15 protein-coding genes are annotated in these 23,449 nt (G+C 51.4%); 3 read left to right on the top strand and 12 right to left on the bottom strand.

The features are described 5' to 3' along the window. Positions 1-14: 14 nt before the first annotated feature. From LKK83_RS25005 to LKK83_RS24970, 8 genes are all read right to left on the bottom strand, one after another. Complete coding sequence (locus LKK83_RS25005; RefSeq protein ID WP_324634152.1) at positions 15-1,358, bottom strand: ATP-binding protein; 1,344 nt, start codon at positions 1,356-1,358, stop codon at positions 15-17. Between the two features lie 357 nt (positions 1,359-1,715). Further along, positions 1,716-1,940, bottom strand: a complete 225-nt coding sequence (locus LKK83_RS25000; protein ID WP_324634151.1) for a hypothetical protein — start codon at positions 1,938-1,940, stop codon at positions 1,716-1,718. Positions 1,941-2,797: 857 nt separating this feature from the next. After that, positions 2,798-9,541, bottom strand: a complete 6,744-nt coding sequence (locus LKK83_RS24995; RefSeq protein ID WP_324634150.1) for an AAA family ATPase — start codon at positions 9,539-9,541, stop codon at positions 2,798-2,800. A gap of 1,091 nt (positions 9,542-10,632) precedes the next feature. Continuing rightward, positions 10,633-11,223 (bottom strand): phycobilisome rod-core linker polypeptide, encoded by a 591-nt coding sequence (locus LKK83_RS24990; RefSeq protein ID WP_324634149.1) that lies wholly within the window; start codon positions 11,221-11,223, stop codon positions 10,633-10,635. Between the two features lie 63 nt (positions 11,224-11,286). After that, a complete protein-coding gene (locus tag LKK83_RS24985; protein ID WP_324634148.1) occupies positions 11,287-11,799 on the bottom strand; it encodes a phycobilisome protein in 513 nt (170 codons plus the stop codon). Positions 11,800-12,002: 203 nt separating this feature from the next. Continuing rightward, positions 12,003-12,680, bottom strand: coding sequence for a GvpL/GvpF family gas vesicle protein (locus tag LKK83_RS24980; protein ID WP_324634147.1), 678 nt, complete (start codon positions 12,678-12,680; stop codon positions 12,003-12,005). A gap of 19 nt (positions 12,681-12,699) precedes the next feature. Further along, positions 12,700-14,349: a hypothetical protein gene (locus LKK83_RS24975; protein ID WP_324634146.1), complete on the bottom strand. Its 1,650-nt coding sequence runs from the start codon at positions 14,347-14,349 to the stop codon at positions 12,700-12,702. Then, positions 14,346-16,190, bottom strand: a complete 1,845-nt coding sequence (locus LKK83_RS24970; RefSeq protein WP_324634144.1) for a serine/threonine-protein kinase — start codon at positions 16,188-16,190, stop codon at positions 14,346-14,348. Before LKK83_RS24970 ends, LKK83_RS24975 begins: the two co-directional genes overlap by 4 nt. A 294-nt stretch (positions 16,191-16,484) precedes the next feature. Here LKK83_RS24970 and LKK83_RS24965 point away from each other — a divergent pair, with 294 nt between their 5' ends. Further along, positions 16,485-16,967, top strand: coding sequence for a 2Fe-2S iron-sulfur cluster-binding protein (locus LKK83_RS24965; RefSeq protein ID WP_324634142.1), 483 nt, complete (start codon positions 16,485-16,487; stop codon positions 16,965-16,967). Between the two features lie 85 nt (positions 16,968-17,052). Next, the gene (locus LKK83_RS24960) at positions 17,053-17,523 is read left to right on the top strand and encodes a phycobilisome protein (protein ID WP_324634141.1); all 471 of its coding nucleotides are present in this window, start codon (positions 17,053-17,055) and stop codon (positions 17,521-17,523) included. A gap of 133 nt (positions 17,524-17,656) precedes the next feature. Here LKK83_RS24960 and LKK83_RS24955 read toward each other — a convergent pair whose 3' ends face one another. From LKK83_RS24955 to LKK83_RS24940, 4 genes are all read right to left on the bottom strand, one after another. After that, positions 17,657-18,232 (bottom strand): SH3 domain-containing protein, encoded by a 576-nt coding sequence (locus LKK83_RS24955; RefSeq protein ID WP_324634140.1) that lies wholly within the window; start codon positions 18,230-18,232, stop codon positions 17,657-17,659. 352 nt (positions 18,233-18,584) lie between these two features. Next, positions 18,585-19,991 (bottom strand): NAD(P)(+) transhydrogenase (Re/Si-specific) subunit beta, encoded by a 1,407-nt coding sequence (locus LKK83_RS24950; RefSeq protein ID WP_324634139.1) that lies wholly within the window; start codon positions 19,989-19,991, stop codon positions 18,585-18,587. Then, positions 19,988-20,281: an NAD(P) transhydrogenase subunit alpha gene (locus LKK83_RS24945; protein WP_324634138.1), complete on the bottom strand. Its 294-nt coding sequence runs from the start codon at positions 20,279-20,281 to the stop codon at positions 19,988-19,990. The genes LKK83_RS24950 and LKK83_RS24945 overlap by 4 nt, the downstream gene beginning before the upstream one ends. A gap of 114 nt (positions 20,282-20,395) precedes the next feature. Then, positions 20,396-21,541, bottom strand: a complete 1,146-nt coding sequence (locus LKK83_RS24940; protein WP_324634137.1) for a Re/Si-specific NAD(P)(+) transhydrogenase subunit alpha — start codon at positions 21,539-21,541, stop codon at positions 20,396-20,398. A 1,213-nt stretch (positions 21,542-22,754) separates the two neighbouring features. On the opposite strand from LKK83_RS24940, the gene LKK83_RS24935 reads away from it, so the two are divergent. After that, a complete protein-coding gene (locus tag LKK83_RS24935; RefSeq protein WP_324634136.1) occupies positions 22,755-23,348 on the top strand; it encodes a hypothetical protein in 594 nt (197 codons plus the stop codon). Positions 23,349-23,449 lie beyond the last annotated feature (101 nt).

Raw genomic sequence — 23,449 nt, 5'->3', positions numbered from 1 at the left:
GGTGGAAATTGAAATTACCCGAAGGATAAGGAACGAGAGCCAAAATTTCCTTGCTTAAATGCTTTGGCTTCGATTAAAATGGGATTGATATCAAACCAGCGCCCTGCGTCGGCGTGGCGATATTCAAACACGAACATGCTTCGCAATAAGGTTTGATAGGTGGCTTCGCTGCTGATATTTTTGGTTTCGTGAACCTGTCGCAGCAATTCCCAATCGTGGGGCGAAAGGGCTAAAATTAAATCGTTTCGCCGTTCTTCAATCAGCAGTTCGATGGTTTCGCGCGAAAAGGGCGGATCTTCTCGCTGCAAACACCGGAAAATCAATCCTAACAGGTTTCGCACGTGTCCGCCACTGATATTGCACAGGCGATCTAAACTGTCGGAAGTATCGAAAATGCAATCGATATATTGCATTCGGCTGTCGGGATCGGTGTGCGGAAAAGCTCTGGCTAAAATCATTTGTCGCAACAGATTCAAGCCGGCTTCGCAAGGACTGCCCGATCGCAGTTTTACCGGCACCATTGGCAGCACTTTCGGCGCGACTCCCCCGCCCAATCGGGTTTTGAGCGCTTCGCTTTCGTGGGAAAAAATTAAGGAGAGGGGAATGGTGTACACTAAGTGACATTTGAGCTTGCGAAGCTGTTCGCCGCGATCGACGAATAAATACTCGGGAAGCGATCGCCCGGAAGACAGGGGACGGTTATCCACCCGATCGAGGTTATCCACAATCGCCACCAAACCTTGTTTTCCCCGTTCTTTCAGCTGTGCGGTGGCGGGAAGCAGAATTTCTTCATTAATCGCTTGCAAAATTCGACTGGTACGTGGTTCTAAATATTGTCGCAATTGCGTCCGCAGTTTGGGACTACCTTTGGCGCGATCGGTAATTTGCGCGATCGCCCCTGACAGTTCTTGGGTTTCGCTCAGTTCTATCCCGTGCAAAAATTCGCTAATTTCCTGAAACTGTTTGTGGAAATATCCCGACTGCAATTCGATGCCGATCGCCGCGAGATTTTCGCTCACCTGTCTCGCGATCGCCAACAAAATATCCGACATATCCACATCCGCCATCTCTAAATCTTGAGAAGACTCGAAATACACCACATGAAATCCTTCTGACTCTAACTCTGCTTTCAGTCTGAGCAATTCCGTGGATTTCCCGCATCCGATATGGCCGGTAAACAGTTGACAAGTCGGGTCTTCTGGCGATAACCGAACGATGGTTCGTCGCAATTCTTCGATGATTTTGCCCCCCCGCACTGAGGAAAAATCGATATAATACTGTCGGTCCTGTGCTTTCTCAAAATTTAAGGTTTTGCTCGGGTTGCACCCTTGATAAAATTTGAGTAAATCAATGCTCATCACCCTTCTCCTTGCTGGTTGTTCTGGGAAAACTGCGCCCGCAAATTCGGATCGACAACCCTAACCCTACCCTGTCACGCCAGAACCCCTGGCGCGATCGCCCTGGAGGGTGGAGGGGCGATAACACCCACAGTTATCGCCCCTAGCGGTGAGAAACCGACTCGGAGTGATAACCTTCCACTTTGGGGGATGGTCACTGGATGGATGGCGACGCAGAAGCTACCCGGACTCATTTTACGCTCGTTTACCTCTAAGTTTGACTCAATTTTATCTCCTGACTCACCCGATTGAGAAATCCTCGGGAGGCGATCGCCCCCTCGGGTCGATATCCGGCGTCTGACAAGTCACTTTTGCGGATTATTTGCACAGTCCCAACAAGCGACAAGCTTCAGAGTCTTCCCCTCTGGCGGAAATGAGAAACGATGGGGATCTAGTGTCGGTGAATTGTTCTGGAGACCCTTCGGTGGCGATCGCCCGATTCCAATCTGGAGGCATTCGCCCCCCGTGACTCGCCACAGTCTGACCCGTACCGATAATTAAAATCGGGACTGTCAGAAGTAAATTGAACGTTCTGTTTTTCATTTCAACCATCTCCTTGAGGGGTAGACACTCCCTTAATATAGAGTGACGCTTAATTTTTTCTCTAGTTGCTATTTTCTATTGTTTATTCACCAGGTCAGGATCCGTTATCGACCCCGCAACCCCACCAGAAGAAGTTCCCGAAGTCACTTTGGCGACTCGATCGCTGAAATTTCACCCCATCCTTTCCATCCCCCAATTAACTTGACACCGCCAATCGATCTGTTACCGATGCGATGTTGGGTTGGTTGTCATGGGTTGCATTTTCATCTGTGCAACTAACCCATTCTGTCGGGTTTTCGTCTCAGATGTGCCGCCATCCGTGACACTTCTGGCAATGGTTTTTTCTCATCCCGCTTTTTCCTGCTTGTCTCGCATCCGGAGTCCATAGCACGGGAAAATTCCGGAACCAATTTACCTGCCGCGATCGCGAAAATTCAACCTGCACCCGCTCGGCAAAACTCCCGGTCATTCACCCTCTGCGTTCGGGACACCTGGCCATGTGGCACAAACCTTAGTTGCCGATCTAATGTAATGAATCTCTCTAATTTTATTTTAGCATAGATTTTTGAAATTGACCGCCATTAACTTGCGCCAATTCAAGCGATCGCGATCGCCTGTGGGGGATTTAATGAATGGCCATACCTATCCCTTAGCCTGGGAACCGATTTTAAATCAATAGCAGCAATCCCCGGCAACTTCAACACCCCGAACTGGGCATCGGCTTTCTATCTGCTTGCTTGGGGGTCAAAACTCCGGACGATCCCGTGGCTAAAATGGCCAAAAACACTCAAAAAAATAGGACGCGGCACCGCCGCATCCCTACCGTAAATTGAGAGTATTCGGATTAACAAACGGGCTTACATTTTCTCACTGAGCGTATCGAGTACCTCCCAGACTTGAGAGATATTATGCTTCAAGAAATACTCGCAGCGATCCACATAGAAACGCGCCGCTTGGTCTTGGGGATTCTGTTCCAAAACCTTTTTAAACAACTGATGAGCTTCGGCGAATTTTTCCCCTTGATAGAGCATAATGCCGCGCTCGAACTTAGTTCGAGTATCCAGCTTAATTTCCACCAAATGCGGCGGATAGCAATCCAACACCTCAAACACCGCCACCGATTCTTTTTTCCCCTTCACCTGCACCTTGCCCAAAAAGCGATAATTGTACTTCGTCGGGTCATCCAAATGAATCAGGGTTTGGCCGCTAATCGCAATTGACGCCCCATAAAGTTTCGTCAACCCTTCCATCCGCGACGCCAAATTCACCGCATCAGAAATCACCGTAGTTTCCATGCGCTGTTCCTCGCCAATAGTGCCCAGCATCAAAGAACCGGTATGCAGACCGATTCCGATCGCGATCGGCATATAGCCGCTTTTTTGGCGGTGAACGTTGTAAATCGTCACTTGTTTTTGCATATCCAGGGCCGCTTGCAAGGCATCTTCCGCCCGATTCGGAAATAACGCCATCACCGCATCCCCGATGTACTTATCCACAAACCCATTGTAATTTCTAATCACCGGTCCGACGCGACTCAAATAAGAGTTAATAAAATTAAAGTTTTCGCGCGGGGACAGGCGTTCGGACAAACTGGTAAACGAGCGAATATCCGAGAACAAAATCGTCATATCCTTCTGCACTTGGTCCCCGAGTTGCACGTCGATAATGCTTTCATACCCGAGAAACTGCAAGAACTCGCGCGGAACGAATCGAGCATATGCCAGGTTAATTTTAGAAAGCTGGATGTGCATTTTAATCCGCGCCAGCAATTCATTTTTAGAAATCGGTTTAGTGAGATAATCATTCGCCCCGGCACCAAATGCCTCCATCATATCCGTGGTTTGATTGCGCGCCGTCAGTAGCACCACCGGCAGTTCGTTGGCGGGGAAAGTTTCGCGAATTTTTTGACAGACTTCATAACCAGTCATCCGGGGCATCATCACATCGAGTAAAATGATATCCGGGCGCAATCCATTCTCGATCGCCTCCAATGCTTCGATACCATTCGATGCGGTGGTAATCGAATAATTCTCCAACGACAAATGGTTGACGAGGACTTGAAGATTGATCGGTTCGTCATCCACGATTAAAATTTCAAATTCACCATTGCCCCGGTTTCGCATCGGTTTGAATTGAGGAATCGGGCTTTCTTCCCTCGGTGCGGTTTCCGTGGGTTGGGGAACCGGAACCGGAGGGGTCGCCGATTTTTGCGGAAGCGGCACAGAAGGTGCGACTAACTGACGCGGTTTGTTTTCCGTGGCATTCGCCGACAGGGGTAATGTAAAGGTGAATTTCGACCCTTCATTCACTTTAGATTCCACCCAAATTTTACCCCCGTGCAGTTCCACCAGTTGTTTGGTAATGGCTAATCCGAGACCCACACCGCTATATTGTCGCGCGTTGGAGCCATCTACCTGCTCGAAGGAGACAAAAATCCGGTTTAATTTTTCATCTTCAATGCCGATTCCGGTATCGCGCACCGAGATGGCTAAGTACCCCTCGGGGGAAGGGGAATTTTCCGGGGAATCAGACTCGGCGAGTTCCACGCCTTTATGTTCGCGGATAATTTCTGCCGAGACTTCTACCACTCCCGAATCGGTGTATTTAATGGCATTTCCGACTAAGTTATGTAAGATTTGTTGCAAGCGGTTTTCATCCGCCTCCACCGGGGGTAAATCGGTGGCGATCGCATTGATGAGTTGCAAGGATTTATTGCCGATTAGCGGTTGGCAAATGGTCAGCACCACATCGGCAATTTCCCGCATTCCCACCGGTTTGATATCCAGTTGAATGTTTTTGTGTTTGAGTTTGGAAAAGTCGAGCAAATCGTCAACCAGTTGGGTGAGACTTCTACCACTGGCGACGACTAAAGACAGATTCGAGCGCTGGAACTCGCTCAATTCGCCGGTGGCACCATCTAACATGGATTCAGCAATGCCGATAATGCCATTTAAGGGCGTTCGCAATTCGTGGGAGGTATTGGCTAAGAATTCATCTTTCAGGCGATCGAGTTGTTCTAAGGCGCGGTTTTTCTCTTCTAGTTCTTGGGAAAACCCGAGCAAATTGGTATAGAGGCGCGCATTTTCAATCGAGATAGCCGCTTGAGAGGAAAGCAGTTTTAAGACTTCCAGGCGATCGGGCGTAAAGGCACCGGCAATCAGATTGTTTTCCAGGTAAAGAAGACCGATAAGTTTGCCTTGATGGAGAATGGGGGTACAGAGAATCGATTTGGGTTGATGTTGGATGATGTAGGTATCCGTGGGGAAGCGTTCTTCGGTGCTGGCGTCTTTTAGAACCACCGATTCTTGGGTGCGAGCCACGTAATTAATCACCGAAACCGGCAGGCGATCGCAGCGTTCTACCGCCAGATGTTCGGCAATTTTTACCTGGGATTCTTCGGCGGTAGCGGTGGATTCAATATAGAATTTGCCGTCGGTTTCTAAAATTAGATAGCATTTTTGTGCCCCGGCATTTTCCATGACAATCGTCATTAGTTTTTGCAGCAGGTTATCCAGGACAATTTCCCCATTAATCGCTTGCGAAGCTTTGACAAATGCTGTGAGGTCGAGCAATCCCGCATGAGAGCCGGTGGTGGTAGAAATGGTGGTGGTTCTCATCACGCTGGGTTTGTCATCGCCAGATCCGCGCGAGATTAATTGCGGGTATTGGGTGTCGAGTTCTTTGACCTTGCGCGTCGCCCCCCAGCGAATGTAAGTGTAGTAGGCGATTGTCATGTATGTGGCGGCAATTTTTTCCCGACCCAATTGCAGGTAAAATTCTGCCGCCCGTTCCGATGCGATCGCCGCGACTTGAAGGTATCCCTGCTTGCGCGCTGCCTTGATGGCGCGGTCGTAATAACCCATTGCTTTCACGGTTTTACCCAATATCCGCGCCTTTTCTGCCTCGATTAAATCGTATTTATGTTGATAGTTTGTGGCAGCATGAGTGGCCCAGCGCTTCATTTTTCGCTGATTTAACGTGACGCGCATCAAAGATTGAATTTTTCGATAAAGCGGCTGGTCGCGCAGATTCGCCAGTAAGGCAAGGGACTGATAGAAATTATGCTCCGTGGCACTGAGTAAACCCACCACACCGAGTTTGTAGTTTTCCGCCCGTTTGGCGTAAAAAACGGCCCGTTCCCGTTCGCCAAATAAATATGCCAGCATGGATTTGGCGAGATAGACGGCAAACAGAGACATGGTATTGGTGGAGTCTACCAAACTGGGCAACATTGCTTCTTCATCAAAACTGTTGCCCGAAAGTACCCAAGGAGCTTCCGCATTTTCCCGCAAGTTGAACGTGAATTGTTCCCAGATTTTGGCATACTGGATGTGGAATTCCAGTTTTATTTTGACCATCCAGGCAATATATTGTTCGTATTTTTCGACAACGGATTCGAGGGGTTCTCCACTAAATAAATTGTGACTGCAATAATGCAGGGCCGAATGTCCGGCCCATTCGAGGTCGCCGGTATCCAGACCGATTTGAATTGATTGGGAGAGCGGTTCGATGGTGTCGCGGATGTGAAGTTTGGCATGTTTGATATGAGCGTAGACTAAATCACTCACTTTGGCTTTGATGGAATTGGCGTCCAAGCGTTCGACCAAACGTAAGGCGAGTTGACCGCTGCGATCGCCTCCTTTAATATCGGACCAGGTTCCGTAAAGCAGCACGCCATAAAAGGCATAGGCAAAGGCAGAAAGGGGCGAATTGCCGTATTTAACCGAGAGCTGAACCATTGTAAACACTACCACGTGCAACATGGCCGGAGAGGCCACATATGCCGCCGGGGTCATCGCCGCTAAAATTCGCATGGCAGCTAAGCGATCGCGATCGCTCATTTCGGGCAAGGCGGCTAAATCTTCCATCGCTTTACCGGCGATCGCCCATTTCGTGTGGATCAGTTGCCACAACACATGCAGTTGGTTCGGCTTTTTCGGCAAGGTAATGCCCAACATATTCAGCACCACCCACCCGGTGTCGATCGCTTTTCGCATTTGGTTTTGCGATACATACGATTCGATTTTTTTCTCGTAAATCGCAATTTTTTCTAGCAGGGTTCGGGCATTTTCCAGGGCCACTTTTCCTAAGGCACTTGCCCGTCGGTAATTGCGGTTTAAATATTCCGCCTCCACAATTTCCACATAGAGATTTAGGGTCAAATCATATTGGGTCTGCCAGCTATCTGCGGCGAGCAGTTCTAACCCTTGGGTTAAATATTTTACGGCATTTTCATAGGCCATCGCCGCTTTTGCTTTTTCTCCTGCCATTAAATTCAGGCGGGCAAGGCGGTATTTTTCGCTTTGGGAGCGAATCCAGTTGGCGCCGAGATTGAGATGGTGAACGATGTCGAAAATTTTCTCTTCTCGTTCTTCGGGATTGGTATGTTTGAGAATCAGTTTGCCAACTTTTAAATGGACTTGCTCCGTGCGATCGTCGTGAATCATGGAATAGGCTGCCTGATGGACGCGATCGTGCAAAAAGCGATAAGCGACGACTAAATTATCCACGGGCAATGCCACGGGTTCGGTGCTGCCAAATAGCAGGGGAATTTTATAGGTATTTTCCAACGGCACTATCAATCCTTGTTCCACCGCTTCTTTCAAATCGGCGGCAGTGGCGGACAGGGATTTTTCACACACCAGGGCGAGCAAATCGAGAAAAAAGAAATTGCCAATACAAGCGGCAAATTGCAGGACGGTTTGCCCGTTTTCAGAAAGTTGCTGAATTTTTCTGACCATTAAATCGACCACATTATCGGTGATATCGAGTTTCTCGATTTCTGCCAAATCCCATTCCCACCGACCGGCACTGAGGTTGCATGCCAAAAGTTTGTCTTGGGTGAGGGAATTGAGCAGCATCCGGATAAAAAAGGGATTTCCTTGGGTTTTGCGGTAGATTAATTCCGCCAGGGGTTGCGATCGCGTCGGCGGACAACTGAGGGTCTCGCAAAGCAGTTGATTGAGGGCCGGAATATTTAACGGTTGCAGTTCTAGGGGGGTGACTCGCACTCCAGAAGCGGCGATCGCTTCTATGGTTTGCAATAAAGGATGCTCGAAGCCCCGGCGATCGGTTTCTACTTCGTTTTCTCGATAGGCTCCTATCAATAACAAATATTGACTTTCGGCGGCAGTTAAGATATAATGCAGCAACTTCAAAGAGGCGGAATCTGCCCAATGTAAATCATCGAGAAACAGCACTAAAGGATGTTCGGCGATGGTAAAGACGCTGAGGAATTGTTGAAAAACTAAGTTAAACCGATTTTGTGCTTCTAGGGGGGGCAAGGAAGGCACCAACGGCTGCTCCCCAATAATCAGTTCCACTTCCGGAATCACGTCAATAATGACTTGCCCGTTTTTGCCAATCTGGGAGAGTATTTTATTTTGCCAGCGATTAATGTCTTCTTCACTTTCACTCAAGAGCTGGCGCATTAATTCCTGAAAGGCTTCGATTAACCCCACATAGGGAGTGTTGTGTTTGTAGCGCTCGAATTTGCCCCGGATGAAATAGCCGCCTTGTCGCACGATCGGTTGATGCACGGCATCAATTAAGGCAGATTTCCCCACGCCGGAATATCCGCGTACCAGCACGATCTCGCTTTTACCATCGAGGGATTTGACTTGGCGATCGCGAGAGCGCCCACCGGATGCACTCGCACCACTGACTCGCCAGTAAGTTTCGAGCAAAATCGCCACTTCTTGCTCGCGACCATACAGTTTGTTCGGGATGACTAATTCCCCAGATAAGTCTTGTTGGGCGAGGGGAAAACTGGCAATCTCACCCCTGGCCCGCAGTTGGTGCCAGCACTGTTCGAGATCGGCTTTGATCCCATAGGCACTTTGATAGCGCTCTTGGGGAGTTTTGGCCAGCAATTTCATCACGATGTCGGACAGGGCCGGCGGAATGTCGGAATTGACATCGCTCAAATATCGCGGGGTTTTGGCGATATGACAGTGAACGATTTCCATCGGATCGCTGGTTTTAAAGGGGAGTTCCCCGGCGAGCATTTCATAAAAAGTGATGCCGAGGGAATAAAAGTCACAGCGGCGATCGACACCGGCGTTCATCCGCCCGGTTTGTTCCGGCGACATATAGGGTAAGGTGCCCTCGATCGCATTGACTTCCTCCCGCGTCTCGCTCAGGGAAATACTAAAATCTGTAATCTTGACTTCCTGGGTCTTGGGATGAATAATAATATTTAACGGATGAATATCTCGATGGATAATATTATGGTGATGCAGTTCCCCTAAAATGTCGGTTAGGGCGATCGCCATTCGCAAAAAGTCACTGAGCTTGAGTCGAAAAGAGTTTAGGTACTCTCGCAAGGAGACCCCGCCAAAATCTTCTAAGACTAACGCCACTTGCCGATCGTCAAAGTTTTCCAGGGCGTAAGCTTTGACGATGCCCGCAGAATCGAATTGGCTCGCGATTTCATATTCGCGTTCGAATTTGGCCAAATCCTCGGGGGTGGGATACTCGGCTTTTAAGAGCTTCAGAATCGCCTGTCGTTCGTCGCGATCGCGTCGCGCTCGATACACGATGGTGTTGGCCCCTTCGTAAATTTTTTCGCTGATGGTGTAGCCTGGAAGATCGATGGTCATTGGTCTCAACAATAGTCGGTGAGTAAGCTTCGGGATGAATCATGTTTGAATGCCGAGTAATGGACGATGGCTGGTTCTCACTTACCCCCTCTCATGCCCTAATCCGCAATTAGAACTGACGCAGTAAGCAGCAGGCAGACCCGAATAACCCCACCGGTTCTCTGAATTCTGCCTACAGGTGGTATTTGACAATCATGCCGCAGTCCTTTGTTTCGAGTAGAGAGAGTGCCGCTCATGCCACGATGGGCTGAGTTTCTCGCCGGGAGTATTGCCCAGAAATCGGGAAGGGAACTCCGGGCTACTGGCATTGGGGTTATGAAAAATAGGTTGACTCGAAACTTACTCGATTTGGTTCTCCTTGTAGGCTCCTGTGGGGAGCGCACCCCGTTTTCCTCAAACCGTACCCTGAATCCTTCCCGGAAAAAGGACTCTGTGCTTCTATCATCTCCTATCCTAGGATTTTTGTCAGAAAAACGAGTAATCGTAGATACCACAAGAAGTCTTCTGAACGACGACAATGAATCTCGCTCGGGACGATCCTGTGACCCTCACCCGGTTCGGTGGTGGGGTCATCCGGGCAAAACGGGGGATGGAGTAGGCTCAGACTCTCCTGGGCGATCGCTTCCCACGTTCCGGTTGATTCCCTAGCGAATATTTTGCCCCCTTGGGTGGCAGATGCACCAACACCCCTGATGGACGCCCGATTGACTCCTTTGCACTCGGCACACCGTGGATGCTCTGGTTCTGATTCCAAATTTTAAGGCCAAATATGAAAATCTGCTCGGATTGTGGCGCTGATGAGAACCGGGCGATCGCCTCAATGGATCCGCAGTGACGCGAGGCCCTCGGTCCGCGCATCGCAAATCTTCTGGGAAATCCCAGATCCCGCGATCGCTCCACTTCTCCTCCCTGAATCTGCATGCATAATTTGCACCCTTGCTGAATGTAGCCCGGGGGAGCCAAAAAATGCAAACGCCCCACCCTGTTTCCGGGGTGGGGCTTTTCTGACGAGCAAAGCAATTGACAGTTAATGCCATTTGCGATCGCCTTCCCCCGACACAGTGGGCGCGATCGCCTCGCACGAAAGCGGTTTAAGAACGCACTCGCGAGGAAGGAGTCCAAGTGGAACGACAAGTCCCTCCGGAGCAATCCAAATGTAACTCATGCCAATATAGAGTGGGAAGTCCCCAGCCGCGATCGCCTGCATGTTCGCTTCCCAAAACGCGGTTTTCCAAATAATCATTGGGTGACTCATAACGCCGCTTGCGCCAGTAAGGTACGGTAAAACAACCAAACGCCTTGCGGTATTCCTCTGAGTCGATCAATGCCGACACCATTGCTCCCACCCCTCGTTCCACCAACAGCCGATCGCAGGCGCGGATTTCGGTTTCGTCATGGGGCGATCGCCCTAAAAAATGCTTGAAGGCGTTCTCAATAAACTTCACATTCGAACTCGGTTCGTAGAACGTCTCCAAATAAATCTCAGACACCGCAAGACTTTTCAAAAAATGCCGAATCCCGATTTTTCCTTTGATAAAGCCTTTTTCTAACTCCGCAAGCTGCTGACGCTCAAACTCATAAAGCGGACGCTCTATCACCTGATTGTAAATCTGCTTGAGTACAAATTCTCGTTCTTCGGCGGATGCGGTATGGCGCGTCGTCACCGGTTCTTGCAAGGGCATTTTTCCCTCCTTTTCGCTTTTCTTAACTCTATTCTTTTAATTCCCCAAACCTGGCGGCTTCTCTTAACTCGCCATCGCTCCTTTTTGAACGGTTGCCATGAGTTTCGGCGGCAAGTCTAAGGCTTCCATCATCATATTGAGGTAAGGGTCAATCAACTGACTGGCGCTACTTGGCAGGCGATCGTCCACCTCTTCTTTCAAACAGCGATAAGCCACGCCACAAGAATTTTGTTTCTGATACGCGGTCAAAATATTCGCTTGCCACAACAGTAATGAGTCGTTAAAAAACTGCGGGTCGTCTTTCAGAATCGATAATCCAATGTAGCGAACCACTTGCGTCATGTCATAGTAACAGCGCTTTCCGTGCTGTTGCATGATATCCGGGTGCATCGCCATGAACTTTTTCAAGGCATGACGCACCAGCACATCTCCTTTTTCCCGCAAAATCTCGTAGGTTTTCGCGCGATCGGCAAAGGAGTGCAGATATTTTTTCATCGGTTGCAGTTGTGCCCCACTCAGATAGCGCCCCTCGCTGTCGTGAATCAATTCGGCTAATTTGGAATTAATCGCCTGCATTGCATCCCCCTATTCTTCGTCTTCTGTGTTTGTTCGTTCTAATATGATTTTGATATAGCCGGCTGCATTCTTGCAAGCTTTGTATGGAATTTTTAATATTTCCCCCAGGTTTCCGGCAATTGATTAATTTTCAATAATTTTTATGAATTTTTATCAACCCATATCCCGGGGGAGTCGGGAAACCCGCCAAGGACTTGAGAATTCTAGAGAAAATGATAAGGAGGAAGCGCCCCTTCCAGGTGCAATTCCCAACTCGGACAGGCAGACTGCCAATCGCGAAAACGCTGATGGAGTAAAGATTCTTCCTGCACAGAAGCCAGCAAATACATGCGTTGCGTATTTTCCCGAGGTTCAGCAGCGATCGCCTCTGGATAATTCTGGGTAATTACGGAGCGAATATTGGCCCACTGTGCCGCTTGGGACTCGCGAAAATTTTGCAAACTTTGATAGCGCCGCTTTTTTGCCAATAAATAGGCTTTCCCTTTAGTCTGTGCGGGCATATCGGGAGTTGGTGCCGCTAACGGGGTAAATTTTAACGCATATTCTCCTTTGCCCGCCAACCGCTGCAGGGTAGAGAAATACGCCTCCTCCTGGCGAACCAAATGACCTTCTAACCCAGCAATCGAATCAAACACCGTGCCAAACCGTAAAGGCAGGACTACAGTTTGCCGAAACAACTGGCAAATCGCGCGATCGTGGTCTAACACTGCCTGCAGCAGGCGATCGTCATTGGAGTGCAATGCCTCCACATCCACATCCGGTTCCACCACCGCCGCCACCCGATCCCGGGAAATCAGTTGCACCGTTTTAAAAATTCCTTCGGGTAACTCCAACTCAGAAGCCTTGCCCTTTAGCGTAAAAGCGTAAGTGTAGACAGTCATATTCACCAAAAACTTGCATCTAATCCTCTGACCTCGGGAAATTCGGGTGGGAAATAAACTCCAAATGGAAGCTTAACCGAGCGCATGCACCGTACCAACTCGAATCAGAGTGGCACAGTTCCACCGGAATCTCCTTCAACGATAACAACCGCGCATCCAATCGCTTCAGCGGCGACGCCGTAGGGCTAAGCTCCTGTGCAGGCGGCAGCGCTTGAATTTGTTCGATTAACCCCTGCAACAAATTTTCCCCAATCGTCGGTTCTCCACCCCCCTGCCACTGCGGGGCATACACGATCGCATCCCCAGGCAAGGCGCATGTGGATTCCGCCTCACCGGTGGCCACATCCATCTGCCAACTCAACGCCGGGGTAGTCACCTGCAAAATCCCCACCAGTCGCAATATCCCCCGTTCCCAGTAGCTTTGCGATCGCAGCACAGAAGCTTCCACCCCCACCACCAACTGCATCACCGAATAAGACCCTCGAACCATCTGCCATAACAGGCGGTGCAGCAACTCATCCAGGGACATGTCCTTTGCCCCCAGCTCATCCACCGACGCCAATCGGGACTTCTGTTCCTGCAACAGTCCACATGCCGAAGCCACCAATCGGGTCAGACCCGCGTGAAAATCCGGCGTGCAAGCGGGACTTTCCCGGTTCCATTTCTCCTTCCGGGATAACAGACTCATCACCGCCTCAGCGATCGCATGGTGGGTCAATTCCCCGGTCACTTGAGCCAAGGGAATCCGAATGTTGGTATGGCGCGGCGCGGGGGGTCCATCCCGTTCCACCGACATCGGGGGCGGTGGTTCCACAGATGCGGCAGTGAGGTCCCCCTCCGCATCGGGGAAAAATTCAAAATCCAACGTCAGTTGCACCCTTGCGGTTTGCCAGGGGGTGCCCGGTTGCAGTAACGCGATCGCGGAGGGTTCCAGGAAATGCGCCAGTTCTGGGGCGGCATTTTGCAGGTGGCGTTGCACCGTGGCAATTAAGCGATCCTTGGGGGTTGCTTGGTGACACAGAGGAACCGCATCGGATTGAATCTGAATGTCTCTGCCTTGCAGGGTAGCGATCGCCGCTTGTCGTTGCACGGGGCGATCGCTGGCGAGGTCAAAAAACCAAGACCAATCCGCCCCAGAAGCGTCCAAACCGGCCACCAGTCGCACCATGCCTGGGGTTTGTGTCCCGGACTGAATCCTGCGCCCGGGCACCCCGGCGATCGCCCGCATCAGATCGGAGGAACTGCGAACCACGGACCACAACAGTTGGGGAATCAACTCTTCGACGAAAATCAACCCGGTTTCTGAGGCGTAGGTGGTAGACCGAGGGGGCGGTGTTGCTTGCGGGGGTGCCGATTCCGGGTTTCCCAGTGGTTCGGCGCAGGTCAAAGCGTCCCACAGATCGGCGGCTTCTTCTAAAACGTAGGGGGTGAGGGTTTCCGGAGTGGGGTCAGAGTCTACCGACGCGCCGCCGGGACGCGATCGCACCTGGGCGATCGCCGCCATCAACCGCTGCATCGCTTCGGTGGCGAGTTGGGGCACCGATGGGGGTTTTGCAGGGAACCTTTCCGGTGGCGCAATAGTTGGCGGGTTCCATTTGAGGATCGTCTGCGCCACATGCGGCAGCTCTAAGGAGGGTGGGGAAACCTGCGGGTGTTGCTGTTCGCTCATGGATTTTTTTTGACGTTGACCTCAAAGTAGTGTAGTGCTGCACCACCGGCATCGGTTCGGGTCGCGATCGCCAGTTTCATGGAGTCTCCCGGGGTGAGGGTTCCTCCCTGGAAACCCGCCGCTAATGCCACGGGTTCTGGTACCCCCTGCCAGCTTCCCAGGGGATTTCCTTCTTCATCTAAGCAGAGAATTTCACCCGCATGGGCGAGGATAATTCCTCCGGGGACGGCGGACCAACAGGCGGGCGGGGTGGATAAGGGAATCCGGGTCACTTGCAGGGGGAACAGTTGGATGCGCCAAGCGGCGGGTAAGGGATGATGGGCGATGCCGAAGAGGGTATAGGGTTGCCCTGCAAGCATCAGGCGATCGAGTTTCAGTTGCAATTGCACGGAAGCGACTCGCATTCCCCGGCGGGCATACACTTGCAACAGGGTGCGCTGTTTTTTCGGATGCGGATCGGTCCAGATGGCGAGCAGATGGCGCGGGTCGAGAAAGAGGATTTGCGGTAAGCGGGGGGCGGGTAGGGCACAGGCGTGAGTCGGGGCATCGGGTTTGAGGGGCGCTTGGTGGGTGAGGGAATAGAATGCTAAGTGACGGGGACGGGCAACGGCTAACCAGCGGTTTTGCGGGTCGATCGCGGCGTGGAAGGGGGGGTTTAGGGTCAGCAGGGGTTGGCACTGGTCCGCTTCGGGAGAAATGGCGTAAATGTGGTGTTGGGTGGCAATGGTGCAGTTTTTTGCTCCGGGGAGAATCGCGGCGATCGCTTCGGGGAAATTCAGTTGTTTCGTCTGGGGGTTGTCGGCGGGTTGTATTTGCAGGTGTCGATCGCTGGCGGTGTAGAGGACTTCGGCGGTGGCGGTTAAGGCGAAGTCTTTGGTGGGCGAGGATTCGATGCGGCTTGTCTGAGTCGGGGTCAGGGTTAGAGTGGGGGCCTCTGCTGTGGGGGGATGCTCTCCCAAGGGCAACAGGCGAGTGGATAGGGATTGGACTTGCGGGTCTTGCAGCGCTTGGGCAATGGCTTGTGCCATTGTGGTGGCGGTTTTGTAGCGACGGGCGGGCAGTTTTTCTAGGGCTTTGGCGATGATGTGGCGCAAGGCGGCGGGCATCCAGGGCGGTAGGGACAATCGTTGGTTTAAGTGTGCCCACATGAGTTGGGTGGGGTTGCCGGAAAAGGGGCGATCGCCCAGCAGGATTTCAAAGAGCAAAATCCCCATCGAGTACAAATCGGCACTGGGGGAGTACAGACCGTAAAATCCTTCGGGGGCGGTGTAGGCGATCGCGCCAATGGCTTCCATCGCGTCGGACCGAGGGCGCTGGGACTGAAATTGCGAAAAGCGGCGGGCAATGCCAAAATCGGAGAGTCGGGCAAACCATTCGCCGTTTTTCAGGGTCAGGAGGATGTTTTCTGGTTTGAGATCGCAGTGAACGATGCTTTGTCGGTGGGCGCAGTCTAATCCGGCGAGAATGCAGCGCATCAGGTGCAAGCCTTCGGCTAGGGTTAGGGAGTTTTGCCGTTCGAGCAGTTCGCGCAGGGTGCTGCCTTCGCAGTAGTCCATGACGAAATAGCGGGCGGTGGGGGTTTGTTCTAAGGCGCGACAGGTGACAATATTGGGATGCTGCAGGGTCAGCAAGGACCAGAGTTCTTGCAAAAATTTATGGGTGGTAAGCCGTTGGTGGGTGAGTTCTTTGAGGGCCACCAATTGCTCGGTTTTGCGTTCTGTTGCACAAAAGACTTTGCCAAATTGCCCTTGTCCCACTAATTGGAGTATGCGGTATTTGGAAAGTTGTGGTTTCAGGGGGTGCAATGAGGCGCGATCGCTACTGAGGTGGGTGGGGTTCATGGTTCATCCTTTGCCCGAGTTTGTCCGAATCGAGGGTTGGGTTTTCTCTTGCCTATTTTCTATGCTAGTTCGCCTCTGGGCTAAATTGCGGCGCATTTTTGCTATGCCGGGGCAGTCGTTTTGTGCTGAGAAATGTAACAATTATTCATAAATCGTCCTTTGCCCTCAGGGTGCATCCCGTTCGGATTTCTGTGGCCTCTTTGATGCACAGAAGTCGTTTTTTGTCAAGGGTTAATTGCCCGCAACCCTCGCGCGCTTAGTGTCAACCACGCAACTACCAACAAGAAGTGAAAAATGGTCAAAATTGTCAGGTTAGAGCCAATTTCCCAAAATACAGAAGTGCAAACCAATGCCAACCTCCTGTCTGCGTTATTGTCAGAAGATCTACATGTGCTGAAAGAATGTGGCGGTCGGGGTCTGTGCGCCACCTGCCACGTCTATATCAAACAGGGCATGGAGAGTCTCTCTACAATGGCACGCCGCGAACAGCGTACCCTGGAGGTGATTACCACCGCCCAGGCTAATTCTCGGCTGGCTTGTCAGTCGCGGGTTTTGGGCGAAGGGGTGGTGGTGGAAGTGCCTTCTGGTATGTATATTGACGCCCTCGAAGATGTAGAAGCGCTCATCGGTCGCCGCACGGAACAAGCGTTGTTGCACCCGATCACTGGTGATGTGGTGGTGGAACCGGGTAAGCTGATTACTCGTTCGGTGTTGAGCGAATTGAAGGATATCCGCTTCCAAGTGGGCGAATATTTATCTCGCACTCGTCAAGCGTAAATTTCGCCGGCAAAGCAGTCGCGATCGCTGACTTGTGTTTCTTCTACCTGTTTGTTGTTGTTTCATCGACCACACCGGATTTTCCATGTTAACCCAATTCGGACGTCTGCGTGCCTCTGCTGATGGTCGCTATGCCACAGCGGCAGAATTGCAATTCCTGAAAGATTACTTTAAAACGTTCCCACTGCGCTTGAGTGCTTATCAAAAAATTCAAGCAGCGGAAAAAGACATCGTTCGCCAAGTACAAGAAAAACTCCAATCCCGCGACCCGGATATCTTCAATCGCGGTTCTGAGGATTTGACGGCAAAATGGCGTCTGGACTTGATTCGGGTGCTGCGCCACTCTTCTGCTGCGTTATTGAGTAATGACCTCGATCGCCTGCAAAACGATTTTTTACTCTGGTTTAAAAGCATTTTACATGCGTTGCAAGTTCAGCGCCATTCGGCACTGACTTATAGCGTCATGCAAGATGTGGTTAAAGGGTATTTAACGCCGGAAGAAGCAGCTGTGTTTTCGCCAATTTTGGACCTGACTCGAAAGGTTCTGGGAGGATAATTTTCTTTCCCACCAGGGCGGTGGTTTGGGTTAGCATGTTTGTTAGCTCGATTGAGGGGCAAAGGGAAAGCATCCAGCATGACGTTTCCTATCTGGCGCGATCGCCTCCTCTCACCGCCCTGGCATCAGTTTCTCATAATGTACTTTCACAATATCCCAGATTATTCGCCTGAATGTAGCCCTCAAAGGGGGCGTAAATCGGCACCCAACCATTTTGACCGCGATTCTCGATCGCTACCTGTTCGCGAAAGTCGAGATTTCCCACGACTCCACTCTCGAACGAGGGGGTTTGCCAAACGGTGGCACCCTCTCCAAGCACTTCGCGACAGTCGTTGATGGGGGGAGATGCACTCTCGGGGCAATAGGCTAAATCGTTGGCGCGCACGTACCCTTGATAAGGCGCGGAAATCGACACCCAACCCCCTGCGCCAGGACCATCAATGGCCACTTGCTCGTTATTGGGGATTTCTCCCACCACCGCACTATCGGGACGCGGATCGATGAGCACGGTAATCCCCCCGGGTTTCGAGACTTCCCGACAAGCATTGGAGACTTGTGCGACGCGAAATTCCTTCGCCTGTGCGATCGCGGGTTGGATGTTTTGGCTTTTCGCCTGTTGGGGGAGAACCGCACCGCCTAACCCGCTTGCCGCTAAAGAAATAATCGAGGTTAATAGTAGAGAATTTCTCCAATTGCTTTTAACTTTCATAACCGTAATTTTCTCCTAAATTTAATTAAAATGGGAACATGGGAATTCGATAGAATTCCATACACCCGGCTTGTTTTAAGGGTAAAAAATTTTTCAGGCGATCGCGACTATCGAAAGAGGGAGTTTCGGCGGTGAGCTGCTCTGACTGGGGATAGAGTTGCCCTTCATCAGGCTCAAATGGTGCCCCGGCGTAAAAAAACCCGCCCCAGGCGAAAACGCTTCTGGAGCGGGAGGCGGAGCCTGTGATGCCTCGTTGTCGGAACCGAGGAACGAGTACCACTGGGCGGCTGTGAGTTGGGGGGGGGGGAGAGAAACAGAATAGAATCTGTAGCGAAGGGAAGGGAATCTTGTGTTACAACTGCTTCACTTCACCCACGAGCTTGGTGACAATATCTTTTGCACTGCCAAACAGCATCATGGTTTTGTCTTTGTAAAATAGGTCGTTGTCAATGCCGGCGAAACCGGTATTGAGACTGCGCTTGATGACGATAGTGTGACCGGCTTTGTCTACTTCGAGAATCGGCATGCCGTAAATGGGACTGGCGGAATTGTCGCGGGCGGCGGGGTTGACCACATCGTTAGCCCCGATGACCAATGCCACGTCAGTGCGATCGAATTCCGGATTGATGTCGTCCATATCGCACAACAGTTCGTAAGGCACATTGGCTTCTGCCAATAGCACGTTCATATGTCCGGGCATCCGACCGGCAACCGGGTGGATGGCGTATTTCACTTCCACGCCGAGGCGTTCGAGTTGGTCGGCCAATTCGCGCACGGCGTGCTGTGCTTGGGCCACAGCCATGCCATATCCGGGAACGATGACGATGGAGCGGGCGTAACCGAGCATCATCGCACTTTCTTCCGGATCGATGGAGCGCACCACTTTCTCGCCGGCGTCACCGCCTGCGCCAGTGGCACCACCGCCTTCACCGGTTCCGAAGGCGGCAAAGAGGACGTTGGTGAGCGATCGGTTCATCGCTTTGCACATGATGACGGTGAGGATGATTCCGGAGGCACCCACCAAGGCACCGGCAACGATCAGCATGTTGTTCATCACCACGAAGCCGGCAGCGGATGCGGCTAGCCCGGAAAAGGAGTTTAACAGGGAAATCACCACCGGCATGTCGCCTCCGCCGATGGGGATGACGAACATGAAGCCGAGTATCAGAGAAATCCCCACAACGCCGAGGAAGACGGGGGTGTTCAGGGGATTGAGGCACAGATAAAGGCTGCCGGCGAGAAATCCGCCCAGCAGCAGGGCGTTAAAGGGTTGCTGCAAGGGGAAGGTGATGGGTCTTCCGGTCATAATGCCTTGCAGTTTGGCAAAGGCGACGAGAGATCCGGTGAAGGTGATACCGCCAATTAAGACGCCCAGCAATGCGGTGATGGTGGTGTCTAGGGGGGGATTCTCGAAGCTGGAATAGTAGCGCCAAAATTCTCCTACGGCAATCAGGGCGGAGGCGGCACCGCCAAAGCCGTTGAATAAACCGACCATTTGCGGCATGGCGGTCATTTCGACTTTCTGGGCGGCGATCGCGCCGATCGCAGAACCGATCGCGATGCCAAGCAAAATCATCGGGTAGTTCAGCACTTGGGCATCGAGCAAGGTGGCGACGATCGCTACCAACATCGCGATCGCAGCGAGTAAATTGCCGTTGCGGGCGGTGGATGGGGAACTTAGCTTTTTCAACCCCAGGAAAAATAATGATGCCGCAACGATATAGCTGAGCTGGATTCCAGTAGGCAGAAATTCGCTCATGGGTTCACCTCTTTTTTCTTGAACATTTGCAACATGCGATCGGTCACTAGGAAACCTCCCACAACGTTAATGGTGGCAAAGATTACCGCTAGCAATCCTAAAATTACCGTTACGTTCCAATCTCGCTCGCCGGCTACGATTAGTGCCCCCAAAATTGCGATTCCAGAAATCGCATTCGCCCCTGACATTAACGGTGTATGCAGGGTGGGCGGTACTTTGGTAATTACTTCAAATCCGGCAAAGGCTGCTAGCACAAATACGAACAGCGAAGAAATTAATACATCGGACATAATTCTACTGTCTCCTGGATTTGGTCGCTACTGCTGGGGCGCGCGGCACGCCGAGGGTCGGCTCGCAGGGGCGTTCCCTCACGATCGCCCCTCGGCGCTCGCGTCCCCCGGTTGTCACACGCTGCCACTGACGGTTTCTAGGGCTTGGCGCACCCGCTCGTTCTTGATTTCACCCTCGTGGGCGATGCAGGATCCGGCGATGATTTCATCTTCAAAATCTATCTTCACTTCCCCATCTTTGACGATATACTGCACTAAGGTGGCAATGTTTTTTGCATACATTTGGGAAGCGTGAACCGGCATGGATGAGGGCAGGTTAATCGGCCCGACAATCGTGATTCCGTCTCGCACGATGTCTTTTCCGCCTTCGGTGTAAACGCAGTTCCCCCCTTGTTCGGCGGCTAAGTCTACAATCACCGATCCCGGTTTCATCCGCGCGAACATTTCTTCGGTGATTAGGGTAGGCGCTGTTTTGCCGGGAACTTGGGCGGTGGTAATCACCACGTCTGCGCCGGCAACGGTATCGGCGACTAATTCTTGGGTCCGCTTTTTCGATTCTTCGGAGAGTTCTTTGGCATACCCTCCCTCGGCTACGGTGTCTTCGTCGAGTTTGATTTCTACGAATTTGGCCCCGAGGCTTTCTACTTCTTCTTTCACCGCCGGACGAATGTCAAAGGCTTCCACTACGGCTCCTAAACGACGGGCGGTGGCGATCGCTTGCAATCCGGCAACCCCGGCTCCCATGATAAACACTTTCGCGGGCCGTATGGTGCCGGCGGCGGTGGTTAACATGGGAAAGAATTTCGGCGCATTGGTTGCCGCGAGTAGTGCGGCTTTATATCCGGCAACCGCTGCTTGGGAGGAGAGGGCATCCATGCTTTGCGCTTTGGTGGTGCGCGGGATCGTCTCCATGCTCAAGGCGGTGACGCCGCGCTGCGCCAGTCGCTCGATTAATTGGGGATTGCTTAAGGGATTGAGAAATCCGATCGCTATGCTGCCTTGGCGCAGTTTGTCGATTTCGTTGTCTTTCGGAGGCGCAACTTTGACTACAATATCGGCTTCGGCCCACAGTTTCTCGCTGTCGCCCATGACGGTGGCACCCGCCGCTTCGTAGGCTTCGTCGGGAAAAAATGCTGCCTCTCCCGCTCCCGCCTCTACCCAAATTTCTAGTCCCTGTTTGACTAACCGCGCCACGATATCCGGGATTAACGCCACGCGACGCTCTCCTACTTCTGTTTCTTTGGCTACCGCTATTTTCATCGTTTCTCCTGTTCGCTTAAACTAACTATCCATTCGGTATGGAAACTCCCTCGACGCTTTGTGTGGGTGTTCCCCTGCAGTTTTTAAGTGCGATCGCTTCCCCTGCTTTTTCTTTAGTTTGGGATTGAATTGACCGACAACAGTTTTTTTGCCTTGCTGCCTGATGGCTGATTCTCTCGGTTGAAAGCCGCTCGCTTCCCTTTCTCTCCCTTCTCTTTCCCTCTTCTGTCGGACTCTCAACCCTGCCTCGCCCGGGCTTTTTTGGTGTCCGTGGGCGGCACCCCTTTCTCCGGCGAAACCCTGGCTGTTTTTACATCAAGTTTTAGCCAGAATTCTCCCTCAAATCGATTTCCTCCCTCCACCTAAAACGCTCCATTTTTGCATGAGGTTTGCTTACTCCACGCTTTTCCATTGCTTTCCCTTTTCTTGATGATTTACAACGGCTATAAATTCCCGATCGCAGCTCTAACGACTGCGCTGGATAAGTCTACAGGCTTGCCAATCTGTTGGATGATTTTAAATGCAATTTCCCTCCTTTGTCAAGCTGTTCTCCGGTTTGATTCTGGTCTTGAGGGTGGGGTTTCTTAATTTGAGGATTTTATCGTCTCCACTGCTGTTGTTGGCGCTAGTTTAATCTAAATTTAGGTAATTTATATTGTTTTCCTGACAAATGAGCCACCAAACCCTCGGGCGATCGCCGCGCCACTGACCTCCCCAAACCCTTTTGCGGCTGGATCGGCAGGGTTCTGACTCTGGAACCTCCATTCCCAAAACCCAGCGGCGGGATGTTCTTCTTTTATCACAGAACAGAAAAACGGCGATTGTTTGTCAGAAAATTTTAACTTTTCCAAATTTTAAAAAAATGTTAAGATTCCCGCGATGAAGCGGCGAGTCCTTTTTGTTTTACCCCCACCGCCTCTCCCTCCCCCCGCCACGATTTTACCTCTCTTGTGTTCTCCTGCCACAAAACCGATTTTTTGTCAAGCCTACAGCAAAATATTCCGGGGTGTTTTTCCCGCTACCTTCGTCACCCACTACCCTGCATCGGCGCGATCGCGCTTTGGCGGCGATCGCCCCTGAGGAGCGATCGCTCTCCCGATGACTCCCCGACTCCCTCCCCACCCCAGTTGACAACAACCACAGCGCTACAATAAAACCGTAAACTAATCCCTACTGCGATTGGAGGGGAAGCACTCGCTTCCGGAGGATTGCTATGTCGCAAAGCATAAACGATTTTGTCCTCACTGACAAACAACTGATGGAATTTGTTAAAGTCGAACTAGACTTTATCAAAAATTATTGTGCCGATTGTAAACCCACTGCATTTCCACCCATCCTCAAAGTCTTGGACTCTCGACAAAAACTCCACCTGATTAGTCTCGATGTAGACGAAAATTTCCATCGCTCTACTAAACGCCGTCAGGTGTTGGAAGAAGCTGGCACGAAGTTTTACAAAAAATATGGCAAAAATACCTTTCCGGCGATCGTAATGCTCAGCTCAGAAGCGTGGCTAAAAGCATTTAATGCCAACAATATGCCGGACAATATCCGACAACCCAGCGATTACCCCGATGCGGTTGAGGTGGTGGTAGTTCAAGCAATTACCTTCGCCAACACTTCAATTCTAGAAAGTGACTGCCCACCGAGAGCCAGTATGGGAACTTTGAAAATTGAGGCGCGCAACCCTTATCTGAAACTGTCGGAAATGTCGGAACCCAATCTCTATAAAGCCGGCCCGGAGACTACGGATTTACTCGATCGCTTCTTTATCGGTTGGTTTCAAGAAGATGTCCGCACAAAAAACTAAGATGATTCGAGTCATTCACATGGGAGTGCCACTGCGGGGAGGCACTCCCTCTCTATGATTTGCACCCGGTTTGCATAACCGGAATCTTCTTTAAAATCCCC

It is taken from the genome of Phormidium sp. CCY1219 (assembly GCF_035615515.1).
GTDB lineage: Bacteria > Cyanobacteriota > Cyanobacteriia > Cyanobacteriales > Laspinemataceae > CCY1219.
The sequence above is the reverse complement of the archived record's forward strand: the minus strand, read 5'-3'. Positions and strand labels throughout refer to the sequence as shown.